Here is a 20122-nt window from a genome sequence, read left to right as displayed (position 1 = left end):
AGCGGCGCCCTTATCATGGGGCTCGGCGCCTGTCCCCCGATTAATCGTCCGCCCTCAGACCGCCGCCTCGAACAGGGCGTCGCGGGTGACGTCGGCATGGGTCATGGGGAACAGATGGCCGCCGCCGGCGACCACCTCGACCGTCACGTTCGGCAGGCCGCGCGGCGCGACCGGCACATGGGTCAGGGCGCCGTGCTCGGCCTTCAGAATATGGATCGGCCCCGGATAGCGGCGCAGGGCCCGCCAGGGATCATGCGCCTGGGCGGCGTAGTTGGCGGCCTCCCAGACCGGGGTGGCGGTCAGCGTCAGACCGTCCGACGTCTCGATCAGGCCCTCGGACAGATAGTCGGCCAGCACCCGGTCGGGCCAGCCCTTGAAGGCGCCGCGTCCGCGATAGGCGGCCATGGCCTGTTCGCGGCTGTCGAACACCGGGCGCCGGCGGCGGGTGGCCCTGGCGATGGGGATGTCCTTCATCAGCCGGTGGGCGAAGGGCAGGTTGAAGGCGAAGACCGCCGCGCGCCGCCAGATCACCGGATCGAACAGGACCAGGCTCGACACCCGATCCGGCCGTTCGGCCGCCGCCAGCAGCGAAGCGGTTCCACCCATCGAATGGCCGGCCAGGACCACCGGCGGCCCGTCGATGGCCTCGATCAGGGCCAGGATGTCGTCGCGGTGATCCAGCCAGCTGGACTTGGGCCGGGCGAACACCGGCAGGTCCGACCCGCCGTGACCGCGCAGATCCGGAGCCCAGATCCGCAGACTGGCCGACAGGGGCGACAGCAGGCTGCGGTAGGTGGCGGCGTTGAAGCCGTTGGCGTGGGAGAAGATCAGGTCCACGGGGCGCTTCGGGTCGCCGAAGTCCATCACGGACATCCGGCCCGCGCCCCAATGGTTGTTGATCGGCACGCTGAGTCGACGGGGCGGGGACATCAGCGCAGCGTCCATGATCATGCGGCCTGACGACAGGCGGCGCAGAGTCCGTGCGCCTCTATGGTGGTGCGGGCGATGGCGTAGCCGGCGGCGGCGGCGGCGGCGTCCATGGCGCCCTGGTCCGGCCCGTTGATCTCGCGCGTCGCCCCGCAGCAGTCGCAGATCAGGAAGGCCGCCGCATGGGGCGCGGTGTTTTCTTCATGTCCGGCGCAGGCGACATAGGCGCTGATGGAGGCGATGCGGTGGGCCATGCCCTGGCGTTCCAGAAACTCCAGGGCGCGATAGACGGTCGGCGGCTTGGCGGCCTGGCCGTCCTCGCCGAAGCGGGCGATCAGGTCATAGGCCTTCACCGGCTCGCCGGTCTCGAGCAGAAGGGACAGCACCCGTCGACGCGGCGGCGTCATCCGCTCGCCCGCCGCCGTCATGCGCGCTTCCGCCCCCTCCAGCGCGCGGATCAGGGCTGCGCCGTGCAGGCCCGCATGATCGTGATCGTGGTCGCAGGTGGAGGTCATGCGCCACAGCTAATGGCTGAGCGGCCTGGCCGCAACATGAGACGCCGCCGGGCGTCGCCTCCGTTTGCCGCTGGGACGCGCTTGGGCTAGAAGGCCCGCCTCGTTTCCATTCCAGAGCGCCTGGCTTCTCATGACCGACACGACCAACTCGCCGCTCGAGGGCAATGTCCTCTTCTACAAGAACCCCGAGCCGCTGGATCCGGGCCTGCACGGCGCGCTGGGCGTCAATCCGGCCGACAAGCCCTACGCCTTCGTCGGCCAGACCAATGTCGTGCCGCTGACGGTGACCGAGTTCGCCGCCGCCGCCCTGTCCTATCCGGTGATCTTCACCGGCGAGAACCGCCAGCCGGTCGTGGTCATGGGCCTGCGCCAGGGCGAGAACCTGTTCGTGGCGGCCGACGGCGAGTTCCGTCCCGACGCCTATATCCCGGCCTATGTGCGCCGCTATCCGTTCGTCTTCGCCGACGACAAGCAGAACCAGCGCCTGATCCTGTGCATCGACCGCGGCGCGGAGATCGTCGCCGAGGGCGGCCAGAACCCGCTGTTCGTCAACGGCCAGGCCAGCGACTACACCACCATGGCGATGGAGTTCTGCAACAACTTCGAGCAGGAGCGTCAGCGCACCGAGGCCTTCGTCAAGCTGATCACCGACCTGGATCTGCTGGACGTACGCGAAGCCGTCTTCACGCCGCGCAATCCGGACGGCACGCCGGGCGCGCCGCAGAAGCTGGCCGAGTATTTCGCCGTGTCGGAAGACAAGCTCCGCGCCCTGCCGGCCGAAAAGCTGGCCGAGCTGCGCGACAACGGCGCCCTGGGCCAGATCTACGCCCACCTGGTGTCGCTGCTGGGCTGGGACCGCCTGATCGCCCTGGCCTTCCTTCGCCAGGCCCCCGGCACGGTCAACTAAGACCCGCCGTCCGATCGAAATGGAACGCCCCGCCGGTTCGCCGGCGGGGCGTTCTGCGTTTCAGCGGCGCGAAAAGACGGCGCGGGTCAGGCAGGAGAAGACCAGCCGACCGCCTTCATCCAGCAGGTCGTGCGAGGCGATGACGATGCCCTTCTCGTCTCCGACCGGATCCTTGCCCATCACCGTCATCCGCCCGCGCAGCAGTTCGCCCGGCGGGGGATTGCGCAGATAGCGCAGACCGTCCACGGCCAGGACCTTGGTCTGGGCCCAGCCGCCGGCCTTCTCGGCCGCCAGCCGGCTCCACAGGGCGTAGACCATGGCGTCCGGCGCGCCATAGGCGGCGTCCCAGCCGGGCGAGAACCGCTCGACGAAGACGTCCAGCGCGGCCGGATCGACCGCGCAGGCGCCCAGGGGCACGACCTGTCCCGTCTCCAGATCCTCGTAATGGACGAGCAGGGGGTCGCTCATGGATATCCTCAGGCAGGTTCTTCGGAGACGCGAACCAGCAGCTTGCCGTCGTGATCGCCGGTGAACAAGCGATTCAGCGATTCCACCGCCCCTTCCAGCCCGTCATCGACGTGGACCTTCCACTTCACCTTGCCCTCGGCCAGCCAGGGTCCCATCTCGGCGACCATTTCGCGGGCGCGCGGGGCGTAGTCGAGCACCAGGAAGCCCTGGACGGTCAGACGGTGGGTGATGATGCGGGCGAAGTTCGGCGACGGCGGCGCCTTGGTGGCGTTGTAGGACGACACCAGGCCGCACACCGCCATCCGGCCGTGCACCTTCAGCCGGTTGAAGACAGCGATCATGATGTCGCCGCCCACATTCTCGAAGTTCAGATCGATCCCGTCCGGCGCCAGCCGATCCAGGGCCGCGCCGACATCCTCGTTCTTGTAATCGACGGCGGCGTCGAAGCCGAGTTCGTCGGTCAGCCAGGCGCATTTCTCGGGTCCGCCGGCGATGCCGATGACGCGGCAGCCGCGCTGTTTAGCGATCTGGCCGGCGATGGAGCCCACGGCGCCGGCGGCGGCCGAGATCACGATCGTCTCGCCGGCCTTGGCCTTCAGCACGTCGGTGACGCCGAAATAGGCTGTCAGGCCGGTCATGCCCAGGACCGACATATTGGCCGTCAACGGCAGGCCTGGCGCACGGTGGACCGGACGCAGCCCGCCCTCGGGCACGACGGCGTAATCGGCCCAGCCGGCCGAGGCGGGCATGACCACGTCCCCGACCTTGAACCGGTCGGAGCGGCTGTGTTCGACCACGCCCAGGGTCAGGCCGCGCATGACCTCGCCCAGACCCACCGGCGGCAGATAACCCTCGGAATCGTTCATCCAGGTGCGATTGGTCGGATCCAGCGACAGATAGACGGTGCGGACCAGAACCTCGGTCTCCTTGAGATCCGGGATCGGGCTTTCGACCAGTTCCAGGTCGCCCGGTTGAATCAGACCCTTGGGCCGCTGGCGCAGCACCCACTGGCGGTTCGTCTTGCCGTTCAAAGCCATGCGTCTATCTCCTAGGATTGTCTTTTGAGGCCATCCTGACCCTGCCGCCCCCGGCGGTCGAGAGCGAAAAGAAAAAGGCGACCCCTGCGGGCCGCCTTCAAGTGGCATCATCGAGAATGAGGCGCGGAGGCGACAGATTGGCTTTCGCCAATCTCAAGTCGGGGGGGGCGTCGCCGCCTCCGCAAGCCGATAACGGCAGGCCGGGAGAGTGGTTCCAGAGGTTGCGTGCAATTTTTCGTCTTCCCACGAACAAGGTTCGCCGGAGCCGCGCGCCAATCGGAACGTCGCCACCGGCAGGGCGTTGAGGCGCGACCAGAAAACAGAACAAGGGAGGCCGAGCATGAGCCACCAAGACCCCCAGACGAAGATAACGGACGCGGATCGATCCAACCGGCCGATCGACGCCCAGTCCACCCGCCAGGGCCGGTCCGGCGTGCGCATCCTGTGGCTGCTGATCCTCTCCGGCGGGGCGGCGGCGGTGCTTCTGCTGTCCATCTGGGCCTTCAGCCAGGGCGGCATGTCGACCACCAACGCCAACGACGGCGACCAGGCGGTGGACGCCCGCGCCTTCCAGGGCGACGCCCAGACCCCGCCGGCCGCCGACGCCCCCACCGGCCCCGCGGGCGAGGCTCAGCCCACCCCGACAGGCGAGACGCCGAACGTCAACGCCCCGACCGCGTAGCGGACAGAAAGAGGCCCCGGCGCGCAAGCGACCGGGGCCCTGACGGCGTTCAGTTCGAAAGGGCGGTCAAGCCGCTTGTTTGTGACGCGAAGGGTGGAAGAACAGGGCCTGGCTGATCGCCGCCTTCACCGTTTCCGGCTGGAAGGGCTTGGTGATCAGGAAGGTGGGTTCCGGCCGTTCGCCGGTCAGCAGGCGCTCCGGGAAGGCGGTGATGAAGATCACCGGCACGTCCATGTCCTTGAGGATTTCCTTGACCGCATCGATGCCCGAAGACCCGTCGGCCAGCTGGATGTCGGCCAGGACCAGACCCGGCTTGTGGCGAGCCACGGCCTCAATGGCTTCGTCATGGGTGGTGGCCGCGCCGGTGACGCGGTGCCCCAGTTCCTTCACCAGACTCTGGATGTCGGCCGAGATGATGGCCTCGTCCTCGATCACCAGAACATCGGTCGCCAGTTCCGCGTCAATGTCGGACTGGGCTTCGGCGATCAGCCGCTCGACGTCGCGGGCGTCGGCCGACAGGATCTGCGCCGCTTCCGACGGCGTGAAGCCCTCCAGCGCGGTCAGCAGGAAGGCCTGACGCGAGCGCGGCGCAATCCGCAGCAGACGGCTCGAGGCGTCGGTGCGGCCATCGACGCCGCTGACGTCTTCCAACTGCGCCCCGGTCGAGGACCAGATGGCGTGGAAGACGTGATAGAGGGCGACGCGCGGCGTCATGTCCGTCGAAAGCTGTTGCTCGCCGGCCGCCAGGGCCTCGAGCGCGACACGCACATAGTTGTCGCCCGTCGCCTGGTCTCCGGTCAGCGCCCGTGCATACCGACGGACATAGGGCAGATGCGGCGCAAGTCTGGCCAGAAGGCTCATGCTAGATAGTCCCCGACAAAAATCGCTGTCTCGCCCGACCAGGGCGCAGCGCTACAGCGGGTTGAAACGTATCAAATCCACCACGGTTCCGCACCAAGCCGCAAGCTTGAGTATTTATTCCCAAAATGGGAGGAACCCGGCGGCAGGGGCGACGTTATCCAGTCCGCATTTCTGCACTGCAGTTGGGTGGGCGGTGTTCTGTCTATGATAAATTCTTCCGATTCCTCGCGGCGCAACGACGTCGAAAATGCGGGGGAGGCGGGGCTTGAGGAAGCTCGACTTCGCCAGCAGGCCATCGGCGTCAAGCTGCGCCACATGTTCGACGAGGTGGTCAACGAGCCTGTGCCTGACGAATTCCTGGAAATTCTGAAGCGCGCCGACGCCAAGGCGTCGGGCGGTGGCGCATGAGCACGTCTCGCCTGGGAGCCGCCCCGAAACCCGCTTCGGCCGACGACGACGGCTTCAAGCGGGAATTGGTTCAGCTGATCCCTCATCTGCGCGCTTTCGCACGGACCCTGACGGGTGATCCGACCGCCGCCGACGACCTGGCGCAGGACGCCATGATGAAGGCGTGGGACGCGCGGGCCAGCTATCAGATGGGCACCAACATGAAGGCCTGGACCTTCATGATCCTGCGCAACCAATTCTATTCCGAGAAGCGCCGGTCCTGGCGCCAGTCCCAACTGGATCAGGAAGCGGCCGAACGGACCCTGGTGGCGGTCGACGACCCCGAGGCGCCGGTCGCCCTGGACGAACTGCGCCAGGCGCTGAAGACCCTGCCTGAAGAGCAGCGTGAAGCGCTGATCCTGGTGGGCGCCGGCGGCTTCGCCTACGAAGAGGCGGCCGAGATCTGCGGCTGCGCGGTGGGTACGGTGAAGAGCCGCGTCAGCCGGGCGCGCCGCGCCCTGGCGGCCACGCTGGAAAAAGGCGGCTACGGCCGCGACGGCAAGGCCGCGGGCGACGCGATGCGGTCGATTCTCGGCGAGGCCGACAGGCTGGCCGGCGCCCGGTCCTGATCCCCGGTGGCGGAAGAGACCAGAGCGGGGGACGCGGACGCGCAGCCGCGCCTCGGTCGGAAATTGAACACCGCCCGGTTCCAGGGCATCCGCTTTCGCCTCGGCGTGGCCATGGCCCTGGCCCTGCTGCCGATCTTCATCCTGATCCTGATCCAGACCCAGGCCGACTTCAGCCAGCAGGCCGAAGATCGCAAGGTCGATCTGCAGCTGGCCGCCGAGCGCAGCGCCGGCAGCGCCAAGGCGCGGCTGGACGGCGCGCAGGTCCTGCTGCGCGCGCTGAGCCCCGACGCGCTCGGTCCCTATTGCGCGCCGCGTCTGACGGCGCTGGTCGATCGGCTGGAGGGCTATGAGGGCCTGTACCGCCTGAGCCCCACCGGCGAGGCGGTCTGCGCGTCGGGACGGCCTGACGGGGTTCGAGCCGGCCTCGCCCCCGCCGCCGGCGCCGACTGGTTCCAAAGGCTGCGACGTGGCGAGGATCTGGTCGTGGTTCGCGCGCCGGCCAACGCCGGCTATCCGGCGGCGCTGATCGTCGCCGTGCGTTCAGAACGCCCCATGGGCCGGTTCGACGGCGCCATGGCCGCCGTGATCCCCCTGTCCGCGCTTCAGCCGGACATCGAGGACCCCGCCCTGCCCTCGGCCTCCGAAGCCGCATTGACCGACGGCGCTGGCCGGATCCTGGTCGCCAGCGATCCCGCCGCCTTCCGCCTGGCGGACGGCGGCGACGTTTCGGGCTGGGTCGCCCGAGCGCGCGACGAGGGAACGGCGGTGTTCGCGGCCAAGGACAGCCGCAACCAGCGTCGCGACTACGCCGGGGCCGTGCTGGCCGGCGGCGACCTGTACGCCCTGCTGTCGGCCCCGGCTCCCGGCCTGCTGTCGTGGGCGCGGCTCAATCCGATCGGCAGTCTGCTGCTGCCGCTGGGGGCCTGGCTGACGGCCTTTGCGGCGGTCATGCTGCTGTCGGAACGCATCTTCATTCGCTGGCTGGATTATCTGGAGCGGATCGCCGCCCTCTACGCCAAGGGCCGGTTCTCGGTGCGGCCGCTGCAGGCGATGAACGCCCCGGCCGAGATCCGCACCATGGCCCGCACCCTGGACGAGATGGCCGAGGCCATCACGGTGCGCGACCGCGAGCTGATGAATTCGATCGCCGAGAAGGACGCGCTGATGCGCGAGATCCATCACCGGGTGAAGAACAATCTTCAGATCATCTCGTCCCTGCTGTCGATGCAGCAGCGGGCCCTGACCGACGCCCCGGCCAAGGCCGCTCTGGGCGATACGCGCCAGCGGATATCGGCCTTGGCCCTGATCTATCGCACCCTGTATCAGAGCGACGACATCCGTCATGCCGACGCGCGCGACTTCCTGACGGAACTGGTCGGCCAGTTGGTCGCCAGCGAGGCGGGGCGCGGCCCGGTCGTCGTCAGTTCGGTGGAGGCGGATTCGCTGCTGGTCGATCCGGACAAGCTGGCGCCCCTGGCCCTGTGGCTGGTGGAGGCGGTGACCAACGCCCAGAAACACGCCTTCGCCGGGCGGGGCGGCGTGCTGAAGGTCCGGTTCCGGGTCCTTGGCGACACCTCGACGCTGGAAGTCGAGGACGACGGACCCGGCGCCTCGGCCGGGGCGGAGGTCGGGGTCGGACGCACCCTGATGGGCGCCTTCGCCAAACAACTGCGCGGCGAGGCCGAGTTCATCGAGTCGCCCGGCGGGGGGGCGATCGCCCGCATGACCTTCGCCACGCCGGAAGCCCTGTCGCCGACGGACCCCGCAGACAAGTCGGGCGGTCAGGACGGAACCGGGACTGTGCGGTCGCGTTGATAGGCCAAGACCGACAGACTCCCATGTCGGCTCAACCGGAGCTTTCTCATGCGCAAGATTTTCGTACTGGTCGCCGCCGCCGCCGCCCTGACCACCGCCGCCTGCAACACGGTCGAAGGCGTGGGCCGTGACACCCAAGCCGCCGGTTCGGCCGTTTCGGGCGCCGCCCAAGACGCCAAGAACTGATCTTTCGGCGGCGAATGTCGCATTGAAGATGCTTGCAAGGCCCCGCTTCGTCGGGGCCTTGTTCGTTTCAGGACTGCACCAGGAGAATTTCCGTGAACCAGACCGCCCGGAACGCCGGCCTCGCCCTGCTTCGCCAGCACGCCTTGATCGCGGGGGAGCCCGTCCCGGCCAACGGCGGGGGAATCGCGGTCGATGATCCGGCGACCGGAGAGGTTATCGGCCATGTTCCCGATCTGGGCGCCGCCGAGACCGAGACCGCCATTCAGGCCGCCGCCGACGCCTTTCCCGCCTGGTCCCGCACCGACCCGCACAAGCGCGCCGCCTTTCTGCGCAAATGGGCCGAGCTGATCGACGAGAACGTCGAAGGGCTGGGCGCCCTGATGGCGCTGGAGAACGGCAAGCCGTTCGAGGAGGCGAAGGGCGAGGTCGTCTACGCCAACGGCTTCATCAAATGGTTCGCCGGCGAGGCCGAACGCCTGATCGGCGAGACCCAGGACAGCCCGCTGGGCCATCTGCTGCTGACCTATCGCGAAGCGGTGGGGCCGTGCGCCCTGATCACCCCGTGGAACTTCCCGGCCGCCATGCTGACGCGGAAACTGGGCCCGGCCTTCGCGGCCGGCTGCACCGCCGTGGTCAAGCCGGCCAGCCAGACCCCCTTCACCGCCATCGCCCTGGCCGAACTGGCCTATCAGGCGGGCCTGCCTGTCGGCGCCCTGTCGATCGTGACCGGCGAGGCGGCGGTGATCGGCAAGGCCCTGACCGACAGTCCCCTGATCCGAAAACTGTCCTTCACCGGATCGACCAGCGTGGGTCGGAAACTGGCGGAACAGTGCGCCCCGACCCTGAAACGGGTGTCGATGGAGCTGGGCGGCGCCGCCCCGCTGATCGTCTTCGCCGACGCCGATCTGGACCTGGCCGTCGCCGAGACCATCAAGGGCAAGTTCCGCAACTCGGGCCAGACCTGCGTCTGCCCCAACCGCGTCTATGTCGAACGATCGGTGTCTGAGGCCTATGCCGAAAAGCTCGCGGCGGAAGTGGCGAAGATCAAGGTCGGCCCCGCCTTCGAAGATGGCGTCAAGGTCGGTCCCCTGATCGAGGACAAGGCTATCGACAAGGTCGAGAAGCACGTCGCGGCGGTGCAGGCCGACGGCGGCCGAGTGCTGACCGGCGGATCCCGCCATGAACTGGGCGGCCGCTTCTTCCAGCCGACCGTGACCCTGGGCGGAAACGACGCACTATTCCGCGAGGAGGAGACGTTCGGTCCGATGATCCCGGTCTTCCCGTTCGATAGCGAGGACGAGGTGCTGGAGAAGGCCAACGCCAGCGATTACGGCCTGGCCTCCTATCTGTTCACCCGCGACCTGGACCGGGCCATGCGCTTCAGCCGCCGCATCGAGGCGGGGATGTGCGGGGTCAACACCGGCCTGATCTCCACCGCCGTGGCCCCGTTCGGCGGGGTCAAACAGTCTGGCTACGGCCGCGAAGGCTCGATCCACGGCATCGACGAATATGTGGAGGTGAAGACGGTGACCCTGGCGTTGAGGTAGGGGCAACTTTCAAGTTCATGAGAATCGCGTATGACGACGTTATGTCGTCTGAAACTCTGATGGGCTTCCAAGCCCTTAGCCAAACTGCGCAACATTCACTTGAGAGCGTCCTTGCCAAATACGAATATCAAGACCCCTTCGGCAATCAATGCGTTGGTCTCTTCGATGTCCTGCGTGCGCATTACCTAGTATGCGATTACTTCTCGGACAGCGGGGAAGGGCTTTTTCAAGCAGGGCCTCGTGATTTGGGCCTGCTCGAGTCGGCCATCTCAAGGCAACAATCAGTCCACTTTAATTCAGTAAAATGGCACAACGATATCGAGCAAATATCATCGCTATTTTTTGGACTAGTGAAAGATCACCCCTTCCACGATGCCAATAAACCCACAGCTTTCTTAGTTCTACTTTACGCACTTTACAAAAAGAATTACACAACGATCGCAACCGAACTTGTGATAGAAGATTTTGTCGTTCACATCGCATCAAATGAATACAGAAAGAAATCAAAATTTAAGTCTCTAGCTTCAAATTTTGGCGATTCTGATGCTGCTGTGTACTATATTTCTGATTTTATAAAAGAAAATTTCCGGAATGTTGATAAGCGAAGATATATAGTCACGTATAGGCAGCTAAATCAGATATTAATGCGCTTTGGGTACGAGCTAACAAATCAAGACAAGAACTATATTGACGTAGTTAGAAGAAAAGAACGAAGAAAATGGCTTGGATTCGGACCGGTTGAAGTTATAAATCAGAAAGTAAAGCAAATTGGTTTCCCGGGCTGGACCAGGGAGGTACGTAAAAACATCGTAGATGAGGTTCGATCTGCAACCAACCTCACTTTTAAGGATGGATTTGATTCGGCTGCATTTTTCCAAGGAGTGGACCCTGCGGCCGCCTTAATATCACGGTACCAGTCAGCTTTAGAACGATTAGCTTATAGATAAAAATCTACTCACACCGGCAAGGCCCCCCGTTTGACCACCGACCGCATGGCCACGCTGGAGGAGACGCGGTGGACGCCGGGCAGGCGCGTCAGGGTCTTGGCGTGGACCCGTTCCAGATCGTCGACGTCGCGCACCACCAGCCGCAGCAGATAGTCGGCGCCCCCGGTCATCAGATAGCATTCCATCACCTCGGGGGCGGCGGCCACGGCCTGTTCGAAGGCGGTCAGAACCGCCTCGGACTGGGACGACAGGGTGACGGTGACGAAGACGCTGATCGGGAGGCCCACGGCCCGCTCGCTGATCACCGCCGCATAGTGATCGACCACCCCCGCCGCCTCCAGCGCTCGCAAACGACGAAGGCAGGCGCTTTCGGACAGGGCCACCTGACGCGCCAGGTCGGCATTGGTCATCCGTCCGTCCTGTTGGAGCAGGCGGAGCATCTTCCTGTCAGTTCCGTCCAGTTCGACGGCGGAAACAGTCTTCATTTGGTCAATCCATCGCAGAGACTGCGTATGTACGGCGATCAGGTCGTCAAATGAACAGGATTCTGCGACCCGCTCGGCGCTATATGTGGCGCAACGGCGATCCGCCCGCAGAGACGGACGCTCCCATTATTTCCGGAGAGGTTCCCCATGCGCGTCGGCGTTCCCAGCGAAATCAAGAAGAACGAACATCGGGTCGGCCTGACGCCGACGGCGGTGCGCGAATATGTGGCCCACGGCCATGCGGTCTCGGTCCAGACCGGCGCCGGCCTGGGCGCCGGTTTCACCGACGCCGACTACGAAAAGGCGGGCGCGACCCTGGTCGCCGACGCGGCGACCATCTTCGCCAACAACGACATGATCGTGAAGGTCAAGGAGCCGCAGAAGGTCGAGTGGGAGATGCTGCGCGAGGACCAGATCCTCTACACCTATCTGCACCTGGCCCCCGACCCGGAACAGACCAAGGGCCTGCTGGCGTCGAAATGCGCCGCCATCGCCTACGAGACCGTGACCGACGCGCGCGGCGGCCTGCCGCTGCTGGCGCCCATGTCGGAAGTCGCCGGCCGGATCGCCGTCTTCTCGGCCGCCGAGACCCTGCTGAAGCATAACGGCGGCATGGGCCTGCTGTTCTGTGGCGTTCCCGGCGTGGCCCCGGCGCGGGTGCTGGTGCTGGGCGGCGGCGTCGTCGGCCTGAACGCGGCCCGCATGGCCATGGGCCTGGGCGCCGAGGTCGTGGTGCTGGAGCGGTCGATCCCGCGCATGGCCTATATCGACGAGATCACGGGCGGCCGGGTCATCACCCGCTATTCCTCGATCGGCGCGATCGAGGAAGAACTGATCAAGGCCGATGTGGTGATCGGCGCCGTCCTGGTGCCGGGCGCCTCGGCCCCGAAACTGGTCAAGCGCGAACATCTGAAGACGATGAAGCCGGGATCGGTGCTGATCGACGTGGCCATCGACCAGGGCGGCTGTTTCGAGACCTCGCACGCGACGACCCACGAAGACCCGACCTATGTCATCGACGGCGTGGTCCACTATTGCGTCGCCAACATGCCGGGCGCCGCGCCCCGCACCAGTTCCGAAGCCCTGAACAACGCCACCCTGCCCTTCGGCCTGGCCCTGGCCGACAAGGGTCTGGACGCCCTGAAGGCCGATCCCCACCTGGCGCGTGGCCTGAACGTGCTGAAGGGCGAGATCACCTATCCGGCCGTGGCCCAGGCCCTTGGCCTGGAATGGAGCGATCCGTTCGGCGTCTGGGCGCGCGGCTGATCTAGACAGTCAGGGAGACCCCGGCCGCGCCCAGATCGCGGCCGGCGCTCTCGATCGCCCGCACGGCCTCGGTTGCAGCCTGCGCCGCTTGGTCGGCGTGCTGGCGCAGGGCGGGGTCGGTCTCGGCCTGGTGCTGCGCCCGCTTCGCCATGCTCTTGATCTGGCTCGCCAGATTGCGGGCGTCGGACAGGAAGTCGCGATCCTCCTGCTGCGCCGCCCCGCGTCGTGACTGCTCAGCGACGCGCGCCTGGGCTTCCGCCGCCATGCGCCGATACGGATTGTCTTCAGACTTGGTGGTTTCGGGGTTTTTCTCGCCCTCGCCCTCGCCCTTGGGCGCCGCAGCATCCTCATTCGCGGGAGGGGCGGGAGGCTCCGCCGCGATGGGCGTCTCCGTGGGCGCGGTCTCGGTCGCACCGGCGCTGGGGTCCGCCGCCGCCGCCGGCGCCGCATTGGAGGCCGCCGAAGAACCGGCGTCGGCGCCGCCGATCTCCACCGACGCGCCGCCCGATCCGCCGTACATTTTGACTGCGGACTTCAGTTCCTTCGCCAACTGGGCCAGCAGTTTGGGATCGGCCGAGCCGCTCATCTGCAACATGCGGATGCGGGCCTTGATCTGTTCGATCTTCTGCTTGGCGGCCGCCTTGCGCTGTTCCTGGGCGTCCTTAGCGGCGGCGGTGTTGCGCTGCTTCAACGTTTCGACGGCGGAGCGCGCATCGCGCAGCCTGGCCTCGGCGCGCTCCTGCGCCTGTTTTTCGCGCTGGACCCGGCCCTCGGCCAGGACGCTGGTCATGGATGTCGCGCTGGACAGGTTCATGACAGAGAATCTCGTCTGCACCGCTTAACGCTCCATGAACGGCACAGCTCGGCTAGGAAGCAGACAGTAAAACCGGGGGTTGCGACGACAGGCGTGGTCATCTAGCTCTGAAACATGACCCTGTTCGCTCTTCTGGCCGCCCTGACGACCGCCCAGGCCACGGCTTCAGCGCCGCCCGTGGTTTGGGAAACTCCGCCCCGCATTGAAATGCCCGCCAAGGCGCTGGAGACGGGCGTGAAATCCGGCGTCGTGGTTCTCCGGTGCGACTTCACGGCCAACGGCATCCCCACGAATTGCCTGATCGTGTCCGAGACGCCGGTCGGCCAGGGTTTCGGCCGCGAAGCCCTGCGCGGGGTCAGGACTGGCAGGGCTCAATCCGGTCAGGCAGGGATGCGCGAAATCACCCTGACGTTCGAGACACGCTGAACCGAAGGTCACGCCTGTAATTCGCCGTCGTCTTGCGGCATAAGCCCGCGATGAAGTTCCTCGACCAGGCCAAGATCTATATCCGCTCCGGCAACGGCGGCGCGGGCTCCGTGTCGTTTCGACGCGAGAAGTTCATTCCCAACGGCGGCCCCGACGGCGGCGACGGCGGCAAGGGCGGCGACGTCTGGATCGAGGCGGTCGACGGGCTGAACACCCTGATCGACTATCGCTACCAGCAGCATTTCAAGGCCCAGACCGGCCACCACGGCCAGGGCCGCCAGATGCACGGCGGCAAGGGCGACGACGTGCATCTGAAGGTGCCGGTCGGCACCCAGGTGCTGGACGAGGACAAGGAGACCGTGCTCCTGGACATGGACACGCCCGGCAAGATCGAGCTGCTGCTGAAGGGCGGCAACGGCGGCTGGGGCAATGTGCGTTTCAAGGGGCCGACCAACCAGGCGCCGACCTACGCCAACCCCGGCCAGGACGGTCAGGAGCGGTGGATCTGGCTGCGGCTGAAGCTGATCGCCGACATTGGTCTGGCGGGTTTGCCGAACGCGGGCAAGTCCACCTTCCTGGCGGCCGCCAGCGCCGCCAAGCCCAAGATCGCCGACTATCCCTTCACCACCCTGGCGCCGAACCTGGGGATGGTGGACCTGTCGCCGTCCGAGCGGTTCGTCATCGCCGACATTCCCGGTCTGATCGAGGGGGCCAGCGAGGGCGCGGGCCTGGGCACGCGTTTCCTGGGCCATGTCGAGCGCTCGGCCAGCCTGATCCACCTGATCGACGGCACCCAGGACGACGTGGCCGCCGCCTACCGGATCATCCGGGGCGAGCTGGAAGCCTATGGCGAAGGTCTGGCCGAAAAGGCCGAGATCCTGGCCCTGAACAAGATCGACGCCCTGACGCCCGAGGCGCGCGAGGAGAAGGCGGCCGAGCTGGAGGCCGTCGCCGGTCGTCGGCCCATGCTGGTCTCGGGCGTGTCGGGCGAAGGCGTGGCGGCCCTGCTGCGCGCCGCCTGGGCCGAGGTGAAGAAGACCCGCGGGGCCCTGGCGGGCGAAAGCGACGTCGACCAGACCTCGGGCTGGCAGCCTTGAAATCCCCCGCCATCCCCGGCGCGGGCCGGGATGGGCGGGTGTGGCGTGCGAACGTCACCTGCGGATTTCGCCGGGGAAAACGGCACGGCGAATGAGCGGACAACGGATTTCGGTGCTATGCGTTAACCCGTGCCAACGGTGAAGCTGGAGCACTCCTCCCCCATGCGTCGATTCCTCATTTGGTCCGCCCTGGCCGCCCTGATCGGCCTGATCCTGGCGGGGCTCGGCTACTGGGCCTACTGGAACTTCTATTCGCGGTTCCAGCCGGTCACGATCAGCCGCAACCAGGCCCAGATCCAGCAACTTCTCGACGAGGCCTCCTGGGTGTCGGGCGGCGGCGGGGGCGAACCCCTCTATATCGTCGGCTATCGCGACAGCGCGTCGGCCCAGCGCTATGAGCAGGAGGAGGTCGCCAAGCTGCAGGCCGCAGGGGTCGAGCCGCGCGTCATCCTGTTCGCTCGCGCCGACCGCGAGGGCCTGGCCCAGTCCACCGCCGCCGAACGGGCCACGATCGCGGAACTGTGGCTGACCCGCGACTGGTCCCTGTACCAACGCTGGGCGGCGACGCCCGCGCGGAACTGGACCGCCGCCGGCATCCCCCAGGCGGACGGCAATCTGGCCCGCTCGGCCGTGGTGGACGCCAGCCGCCAGTTCGACGAACGCCTGACCGCCCTGCTCAGCGACGCCGGGGTGCACATCACCTATCCGTTGATCCTGTGGCGTGACCGCGACGGCTTCCTGAAGGCCTGCGGTTGCGCCGACAGTCGGTCCTGGGCCTTCATCCGTGACGATCTGAACGCGCCCGACCGCGTGGGTCAGGCGACGCCGGTCGATGAGCTCCCGGCGGCGGAAGCCTATCCGGGCGACGGAAGCCCGGCCGAAGCGGGCCAGACCCCGGCCATGCCCTATCCGGCCCTGCCGGCGATCCCGCCTGCGAACGGGCAGACGCCCAACGGCCAAACGCCGAACACGCCGCCGAACGCCGGGACGCCGCGCCAGACCCCGCCGGCGACGACGCCCCGCGCCGCGCCCCAGGCCAAGAAGCAGGACGACACCACCTTCTTCTAGGGGAGGCTGAAACCCTACAGGGCGCGGCAGGCCGCGATCAGCCGATCCACGTCAGCGGCGTCCTGATACAGGCCGAAGCCGAACCGGATCACGTCGTCGCGCACGTCCGTCACCACGCCGGCCGCCAGCAGGTCCGCCCGCCAGGCCGGAGCGTTGTCGTGGCGCAGGGCCAGGAAACGGGCGCGGGCGTCGTCGCCCTGGACCGGGTTCAGCATCTCGGCTGCGCCGACCGCTCCGGCCTCTCCGGCCTGAAGCGCCGCCTGGAATTGCATCGCCAGAGCCCGACTGTGGTCCGCCACGTCCGCCGTGGTCAGCCCGGCTTCTCTCAACATCCGGCGCACGGCGTTGAACCGGTACAGAGCCGAACTGTCGAAGGTCGCGCCCCAGAACCGGCCGCCGTCCGAGCGATACTGGACCCCGCCCGGCGGGCCGGACAGATCCCCGAACTCGGCGAACCAGCCGGTGACCACCGGCCGGGGCGCAAAGCCGTCGGGGGCGTGCAGGAAACAGGCCCCCTCGCCCGCCATGGCGTATTTATAGCCGCCGCCGACATAGAAGACCCGGTCCGCCACGGCCGACAGATCCGTCGGGGTCGCCATGAAGCCGTGATAGCCGTCGATCAGGACCCACGGGCCCTCGGGCCGGGCCAGGGCGGCCAGGGCCTCGATCCCGTCGAACAGGCCGCCGGTGCGGAAGAAGACCTGGCTGACCAGGATCCAGTCGTGACCGCCCGCTGCGGCCGCCGCGACGAACCGCTCGGCGAAGGTGTCGAAGGGCGCCAAGGGCACGCGGGTGACCACGGCCTGACCCGCCTCCTCCCAGCGCTCGGCCTGACGCCGGAACGAGTGGAACTCGCCGTCCGTGGACAGTATCCGCACCGGCTGGGTCTCGAAGGCCGAAAAGACCCGCAGCAGCAGGTCATGGGTGTTGGGCGAAAACACCACGCTGTCCGGCGAGGCCAGCTTCAGTTCGTTCGCCACCTCGGCCTGGGCCTGGGGGATGATCTCGTCGAAGATCAGGTCCCATTTGCGGTCGGCGTGCCGATTGGCGTCCAGCCAGGCCTGTTGCTGGGCCTCGAAACTGACGTCGGGCCACAGGTGATGGCTGTGGGCGGCGAAATGCAGGCGCTCCGGCGCAAGGGCCAGGGCGCGGGAAAAGAGGGGCTTGAACGACATGGGCGCACCATGACCGCTTCGGCGCCGCCCGTCGATATCAGCGGCCCTTGCGCAGGCCCAACATGCCCAGCCAGCCGCCGCTGGTCAGCAGGGCCACGTCCAGCAGGGCCAGGGGCAGGGGGGTGGATACGGGCGCAGCGATGAACCGGGCCTTCCAGTCCGGCGCGAACTTGGCCTTGTAGCTGCGCAGACCCTGGAAACCGTACAGGGCGCCGCCCTCCTCGAACACCAGGGCGCCGACGCGGGCGAAGACGGGGGCGACGCGACGATCCTCCAGCCCGGCCAGGGGCGCCATGCCCAGGTCGAAGGTGGCGATCCCCTCGGCCTTGGCCCACTGGACGCAGCGGATGAACAGATAGTCCATCACCCCATGCGGCGCTTCGGGCGTATAGCGCATCAGGTCCACCGCCGCCTCGCCCGGCGTGACCAGCAGATTGGCGAAGGCCACGATCCGCTCGCCCTCGCGCACCACCGCCAAGGGCGTCAGGTTCAGATAGTCGATGTCGAACCGGCCCAGGGAGAAGGACTTCTCCGCCCCGTTGTGCAGGCCCATCCAGGCGTCCGAAATCGCCTTCAGCTCGGGCTCCAGCGCCCTGGCGGCGCCGGCGGGCAGGATGTCGAAACTGGCCCCCTCGCGTTCGGCCCGGTTCACGGCCGTGCGCAGGTTCTGCTTGCTCTTGCCCTCCAGGGCGAAGGCCTCGGTGCGGATCACCGCCGTCTCGCCGACCTTGCGCATGGCCAGGCCCATGGTCGCCAGTTCGCTGAGGATATCGTCCCCGACCGAGTAGAAGACCGCCGCACCGCCGTAACTGTCGGCCAGTTCGGTGAAGGCCCACAACAGCTCCTGGCGTTCCGCCAGCGCCCCTGCCGGTTCGCCCATGGCGATCCAGCGCCGGCCCCGCACCCGATAGGCCAGGAAGCTGCGGCCCGAGGGGCTGAACAACAGGGCCTTGTCGCCCAGCATGGCCAGCCAGGCCTCGGGCGTGGCCTCCTCCGCCGCCTCCAGGGCGATGCGGGCGCGTTCGATCTGGTCCTTCGAGGCCGGACCGTGACTGTCGGCGCCAGGCGAACTGAGCAGGGAGCGTCCTGCGACCAGCAGGGTCAGCAGGGACAGGACCAGGCCCGCGCGCAGGAAGCCCGAGGCCTGGCGATCCACCAGAAACCGCCACCACAACTCGTCCGAATAGGCCACGTCGCGATAGGCGAAGAAGCCCAGCCACAGCATCGACCCCACCACCGCGATCAGCAGCAGCAGCCAGCCGGGCCGCAGGGGCTCGCTGAGACGCGAGCGGCGGTTGAAGGCCGTGCGACACGGCGCCAGCAGGGCGGCGACGAGCGCCAGATCGACGGACTCTTCCCAGTCCAGCCCCTTCAGAACCGAGAAGACCGCCCCGACGGCCAGCACCGCCAGGGCCGCCCAATAGGCGCCGCGGCGCCGTCGCCACAGACCGGCCGACAGCAGGATCAGCATGAATCCGGCGATGCTGGCCACAAAATGGGACAGGTCGATCAGGATCGGCGACACGACGCCGGTGAGTTGCCGCAACCGGTCGTCGAACTCTGGCGTCACCGCCGAAATGAGCATCAGCGCCCCGGCGCAGAAGGCCACCACGGCGAAAACCTGAGGGGTCAGCTCATAGGCGAGCCCCAACAGCCTGCGCAGCAGGCCGGGGACATAGGCGTTCCGGCGATTCACGCGGCCTCCTGCCGATTCGACGCAATGCCGCACCTTAGACCAGGAATCGTCCAACCGGGGCAGGTTCAGGGTCATTTTGGGGCCGACGAAACAATCCGTAACATGGTGGGTTTGGTGATTGCGGGCGCCGGGCCCGTGCAACCGGATGTTCTCCCATGAACTTCAAGACCGCCATTCTGAGCAGCGCCGCCGCCGCCTTCCTGATCGCCTCGCCCGCCCTGGCGCAGGAAATCGCTCCCGCGGCCCCCGCAACCCAAGACGCCCCCGCTCAGCCCAGCCTGTCGCTGACGCCCGGCACTTCGGTGCACGGTCCCGACGGCGAACTGGGCAAGCTTGAAGGCGTTCAGAACAACGCCTCGGGCGCCCAGGAACTGACAGTTCGCGGCGCCGACGGCCAGCTTCGCGCCGTGCCGCTGAACGGCATCCGCCAGGACGGCGCCAATGTGGTGGTGGCCTATACCAAGTCCGAGTACGACGCCGCCGCCCCGATCGCTGGCGCGCCGCCGCCTCCGTCCGCCGCAACGACGCCCGCCCCCGCCGCCGATCCTTCGGTCATGCCCGCCGAGCCTGCCGCGCCGATGACGGCCGAACCGGCCCCGACTGGGCCGATCCCCACGGAACCCACCACGCCCGAGCCTGCCGATCCATCGGGCAGCAGCGACCCGATGGCCCCGCCGACCGGCGACCAGCCCCAGCGCTGATCCATGACCGCCTGGGCTCGAGCCTGAGCCACAGACGTCGAGAAGGCGGCCGGGACATCCCGGCCGCCTTTTCCATTGTCACCTGACAGGAAGGACCGTTCCATGATGCGTTTCGCAACCCTCGCGGCCCTGGCGGCCACGGCCGTCCTGGCCCAAACCGCGTGGGCCCAAACCGCGTCGACTCAGGTTGACGGTCAGGACAAAGCGCCGCCCTCGCGCCATGTCGATACGCCTGCCGAAGCCCCTGCCCGCTCGGAAGACGCCCCCGCCGAGGTCGCCGTCGGCGCAACGGCGCGGGGATCGAGCGGAGAGGCGCTGGGCCAGGTCGTGGGTGTCAGTCGGGGGTCGGGCGGCCGTATCGACGGCTATCTGATCCGTCTGCCCGACGGATCGACCCGCCTGCTGCCCGCCGACGCCGCCACGGTGCAGGGCGGCGTCCTGATCGCCGCGCAGGGCGACTTCCGGCCCGCCCCTGCGGCGCAATAA

The 20122-nt window shown here is 67.4% G+C and carries 23 protein-coding genes; 14 read left to right on the top strand and 9 right to left on the bottom strand.

What is annotated here, in order from left to right; all coding sequences use genetic code 11:
- Window positions 1-54: 54 nt before the first annotated feature.
- Together GYM46_RS09920 and GYM46_RS09915 are read right to left on the bottom strand one after the other, a co-directional pair.
- Window positions 55-930, bottom strand: coding sequence for an alpha/beta fold hydrolase (locus tag GYM46_RS09920; protein ID WP_232216259.1), 876 nt, complete (start codon window positions 928-930; stop codon window positions 55-57).
- Between the two features lie 17 nt (window positions 931-947).
- Window positions 948-1442 (bottom strand): Fur family transcriptional regulator, encoded by a 495-nt coding sequence (locus tag GYM46_RS09915; protein WP_008262920.1) that lies wholly within the window; start codon window positions 1440-1442, stop codon window positions 948-950.
- Window positions 1443-1572: 130 nt separating this feature from the next.
- On the opposite strand from GYM46_RS09915, the gene GYM46_RS09910 reads away from it, so the two are divergent.
- A complete protein-coding gene (locus GYM46_RS09910) occupies window positions 1573-2349 on the top strand; it encodes a SapC family protein (protein WP_008259888.1) in 777 nt (258 codons plus the stop codon).
- Between the two features lie 60 nt (window positions 2350-2409).
- Here the strand turns inward: GYM46_RS09910 and GYM46_RS09905 are convergent, their stop codons facing one another.
- Both GYM46_RS09905 and GYM46_RS09900 read right to left on the bottom strand, forming a co-directional pair.
- On the bottom strand, window positions 2410-2817 hold the full coding sequence (locus tag GYM46_RS09905; protein ID WP_008264307.1) for an acyl dehydratase: 408 nt from the start codon (window positions 2815-2817) through the stop codon (window positions 2410-2412).
- Window positions 2818-2825: 8 nt separating this feature from the next.
- A complete protein-coding gene (locus tag GYM46_RS09900; RefSeq protein ID WP_008263474.1) occupies window positions 2826-3854 on the bottom strand; it encodes an NADP-dependent oxidoreductase in 1029 nt (342 codons plus the stop codon).
- Window positions 3855-4194: 340 nt separating this feature from the next.
- Between GYM46_RS09900 and GYM46_RS09895 the strand changes: the two genes are divergently transcribed.
- Window positions 4195-4536: a hypothetical protein gene (locus GYM46_RS09895; protein WP_008259720.1), complete on the top strand. Its 342-nt coding sequence runs from the start codon at window positions 4195-4197 to the stop codon at window positions 4534-4536.
- Window positions 4537-4602: 66 nt separating this feature from the next.
- Here the strand turns inward: GYM46_RS09895 and GYM46_RS09890 are convergent, their stop codons facing one another.
- Window positions 4603-5397: a response regulator gene (locus tag GYM46_RS09890; protein WP_008262700.1), complete on the bottom strand. Its 795-nt coding sequence runs from the start codon at window positions 5395-5397 to the stop codon at window positions 4603-4605.
- A gap of 204 nt (window positions 5398-5601) precedes the next feature.
- Between GYM46_RS09890 and GYM46_RS09885 the strand changes: the two genes are divergently transcribed.
- The 6 genes from GYM46_RS09885 to GYM46_RS09860 all read left to right on the top strand — a co-directional run bounded on the left by GYM46_RS09885 (window position 5602) and on the right by GYM46_RS09860 (window position 10908).
- The gene (locus GYM46_RS09885; protein WP_035309987.1) at window positions 5602-5805 is read left to right on the top strand and encodes a NepR family anti-sigma factor; all 204 of its coding nucleotides are present in this window, start codon (window positions 5602-5604) and stop codon (window positions 5803-5805) included.
- Window positions 5802-6413, top strand: coding sequence for a sigma-70 family RNA polymerase sigma factor (locus GYM46_RS09880; RefSeq protein WP_008259301.1), 612 nt, complete (start codon window positions 5802-5804; stop codon window positions 6411-6413). Before GYM46_RS09885 ends, GYM46_RS09880 begins: the two co-directional genes overlap by 4 nt.
- A 111-nt stretch (window positions 6414-6524) precedes the next feature.
- The gene (locus GYM46_RS09875; protein WP_083793428.1) at window positions 6525-8228 is read left to right on the top strand and encodes a sensor histidine kinase; all 1704 of its coding nucleotides are present in this window, start codon (window positions 6525-6527) and stop codon (window positions 8226-8228) included.
- A gap of 48 nt (window positions 8229-8276) precedes the next feature.
- Entirely contained in the window at window positions 8277-8414 is a 138-nt protein-coding gene (locus tag GYM46_RS09870; protein WP_008264300.1) for an entericidin A/B family lipoprotein, read from the top strand.
- Between the two features lie 92 nt (window positions 8415-8506).
- Complete coding sequence (locus GYM46_RS09865; RefSeq protein ID WP_008261528.1) at window positions 8507-9961, top strand: NAD-dependent succinate-semialdehyde dehydrogenase; 1455 nt, start codon at window positions 8507-8509, stop codon at window positions 9959-9961.
- Window positions 9962-10020: 59 nt separating this feature from the next.
- Entirely contained in the window at window positions 10021-10908 is an 888-nt protein-coding gene (locus GYM46_RS09860) for a Fic family protein (RefSeq protein ID WP_164952697.1), read from the top strand.
- Window positions 10909-10916: 8 nt separating this feature from the next.
- Here GYM46_RS09860 and GYM46_RS09855 read toward each other — a convergent pair whose 3' ends face one another.
- Entirely contained in the window at window positions 10917-11393 is a 477-nt protein-coding gene (locus GYM46_RS09855; protein WP_008258826.1) for an Lrp/AsnC family transcriptional regulator, read from the bottom strand.
- Between the two features lie 147 nt (window positions 11394-11540).
- Here GYM46_RS09855 and ald point away from each other — a divergent pair, with 147 nt between their 5' ends.
- Complete coding sequence (gene ald, locus GYM46_RS09850) at window positions 11541-12659, top strand: alanine dehydrogenase (RefSeq protein ID WP_008262361.1); 1119 nt, start codon at window positions 11541-11543, stop codon at window positions 12657-12659.
- 1 nt (window position 12660) lies between these two features.
- Here ald and GYM46_RS09845 read toward each other — a convergent pair whose 3' ends face one another.
- Window positions 12661-13473, bottom strand: a complete 813-nt coding sequence (locus GYM46_RS09845) for a hypothetical protein (RefSeq protein ID WP_008260786.1) — start codon at window positions 13471-13473, stop codon at window positions 12661-12663.
- 114 nt (window positions 13474-13587) lie between these two features.
- Here GYM46_RS09845 and GYM46_RS09840 point away from each other — a divergent pair, with 114 nt between their 5' ends.
- The 3 genes from GYM46_RS09840 to GYM46_RS09830 all read left to right on the top strand — a co-directional run bounded on the left by GYM46_RS09840 (window position 13588) and on the right by GYM46_RS09830 (window position 16064).
- The gene (locus GYM46_RS09840; RefSeq protein WP_008260429.1) at window positions 13588-13899 is read left to right on the top strand and encodes an energy transducer TonB; all 312 of its coding nucleotides are present in this window, start codon (window positions 13588-13590) and stop codon (window positions 13897-13899) included.
- A 50-nt stretch (window positions 13900-13949) separates the two neighbouring features.
- Window positions 13950-14996, top strand: coding sequence for a GTPase ObgE (gene obgE, locus GYM46_RS09835; protein WP_154726100.1), 1047 nt, complete (start codon window positions 13950-13952; stop codon window positions 14994-14996).
- A gap of 162 nt (window positions 14997-15158) precedes the next feature.
- Window positions 15159-16064 carry a hypothetical protein gene (locus GYM46_RS09830; protein ID WP_008260464.1) on the top strand — a complete coding sequence of 302 codons (906 nt, stop codon included), beginning with the start codon at window positions 15159-15161 and terminating at the stop codon, window positions 16062-16064.
- A 14-nt stretch (window positions 16065-16078) separates the two neighbouring features.
- On the opposite strand, the gene GYM46_RS09825 is transcribed toward GYM46_RS09830, so the two are convergent.
- Both GYM46_RS09825 and GYM46_RS09820 read right to left on the bottom strand, forming a co-directional pair.
- On the bottom strand, window positions 16079-17239 hold the full coding sequence (locus GYM46_RS09825) for a hypothetical protein (protein ID WP_008263505.1): 1161 nt from the start codon (window positions 17237-17239) through the stop codon (window positions 16079-16081).
- Window positions 17240-17276: 37 nt separating this feature from the next.
- Window positions 17277-18935, bottom strand: coding sequence for a GNAT family N-acetyltransferase (locus tag GYM46_RS09820; protein WP_008260454.1), 1659 nt, complete (start codon window positions 18933-18935; stop codon window positions 17277-17279).
- A gap of 155 nt (window positions 18936-19090) precedes the next feature.
- Here GYM46_RS09820 and GYM46_RS09815 point away from each other — a divergent pair, with 155 nt between their 5' ends.
- Window positions 19091-19636, top strand: coding sequence for a hypothetical protein (locus GYM46_RS09815; RefSeq protein WP_008262313.1), 546 nt, complete (start codon window positions 19091-19093; stop codon window positions 19634-19636).
- A gap of 102 nt (window positions 19637-19738) precedes the next feature.
- On the top strand, window positions 19739-20122 hold the full coding sequence (locus GYM46_RS09810) for a hypothetical protein (protein ID WP_008259788.1): 384 nt from the start codon (window positions 19739-19741) through the stop codon (window positions 20120-20122).

It is taken from the genome of Brevundimonas mediterranea (assembly GCF_011064825.1).
GTDB classification, from domain to species: domain Bacteria; phylum Pseudomonadota; class Alphaproteobacteria; order Caulobacterales; family Caulobacteraceae; genus Brevundimonas; species Brevundimonas mediterranea_A.
The sequence above is the reverse complement of the archived record's forward strand: the minus strand, read 5'-3'. Positions and strand labels throughout refer to the sequence as shown.

Bases quoted from the DNA above. Each gene is read 5' to 3' on its own strand.
- GYM46_RS09890 (WP_008262700.1), bottom strand. From the start codon at position 5,397: ATGAGCCTTCTGGCCAGACTTGCGCCGCATCTGCCCTATGTCCGTCGG.
- GYM46_RS09830 (WP_008260464.1), top strand. From the start codon at position 15,159: ATGCGTCGATTCCTCATTTGGTCCGCCCTGGCCGCCCTGATCGGCCTG.
- GYM46_RS09895 (WP_008259720.1), top strand. From the start codon at position 4,195: ATGAGCCACCAAGACCCCCAGACGAAGATAACGGACGCGGATCGATCC.
- GYM46_RS09880 (WP_008259301.1), top strand. From the start codon at position 5,802: ATGAGCACGTCTCGCCTGGGAGCCGCCCCGAAACCCGCTTCGGCCGAC.
- GYM46_RS09910 (WP_008259888.1), top strand. From the start codon at position 1,573: ATGACCGACACGACCAACTCGCCGCTCGAGGGCAATGTCCTCTTCTAC.
- GYM46_RS09900 (WP_008263474.1), bottom strand. From the start codon at position 3,854: ATGGCTTTGAACGGCAAGACGAACCGCCAGTGGGTGCTGCGCCAGCGG.
- GYM46_RS09845 (WP_008260786.1), bottom strand. From the start codon at position 13,473: ATGAACCTGTCCAGCGCGACATCCATGACCAGCGTCCTGGCCGAGGGC.
- GYM46_RS09875 (WP_083793428.1), top strand. From the start codon at position 6,525: ATGGCCCTGGCCCTGCTGCCGATCTTCATCCTGATCCTGATCCAGACC.
- GYM46_RS09915 (WP_008262920.1), bottom strand. From the start codon at position 1,442: ATGACCTCCACCTGCGACCACGATCACGATCATGCGGGCCTGCACGGC.
- GYM46_RS09920 (WP_232216259.1), bottom strand. From the start codon at position 930: ATGTCCCCGCCCCGTCGACTCAGCGTGCCGATCAACAACCATTGGGGC.
- GYM46_RS09825 (WP_008263505.1), bottom strand. From the start codon at position 17,239: ATGTCGTTCAAGCCCCTCTTTTCCCGCGCCCTGGCCCTTGCGCCGGAG.
- GYM46_RS09810 (WP_008259788.1), top strand. From the start codon at position 19,739: ATGATGCGTTTCGCAACCCTCGCGGCCCTGGCGGCCACGGCCGTCCTG.
- GYM46_RS09855 (WP_008258826.1), bottom strand. From the start codon at position 11,393: ATGAAGACTGTTTCCGCCGTCGAACTGGACGGAACTGACAGGAAGATG.
- obgE (WP_154726100.1), top strand. From the start codon at position 13,950: ATGAAGTTCCTCGACCAGGCCAAGATCTATATCCGCTCCGGCAACGGC.
- GYM46_RS09815 (WP_008262313.1), top strand. From the start codon at position 19,091: ATGAACTTCAAGACCGCCATTCTGAGCAGCGCCGCCGCCGCCTTCCTG.
- GYM46_RS09860 (WP_164952697.1), top strand. From the start codon at position 10,021: ATGGGCTTCCAAGCCCTTAGCCAAACTGCGCAACATTCACTTGAGAGC.
- GYM46_RS09885 (WP_035309987.1), top strand. From the start codon at position 5,602: ATGATAAATTCTTCCGATTCCTCGCGGCGCAACGACGTCGAAAATGCG.
- GYM46_RS09905 (WP_008264307.1), bottom strand. From the start codon at position 2,817: ATGAGCGACCCCCTGCTCGTCCATTACGAGGATCTGGAGACGGGACAG.
- ald (WP_008262361.1), top strand. From the start codon at position 11,541: ATGCGCGTCGGCGTTCCCAGCGAAATCAAGAAGAACGAACATCGGGTC.
- GYM46_RS09870 (WP_008264300.1), top strand. From the start codon at position 8,277: ATGCGCAAGATTTTCGTACTGGTCGCCGCCGCCGCCGCCCTGACCACC.
- GYM46_RS09840 (WP_008260429.1), top strand. From the start codon at position 13,588: ATGACCCTGTTCGCTCTTCTGGCCGCCCTGACGACCGCCCAGGCCACG.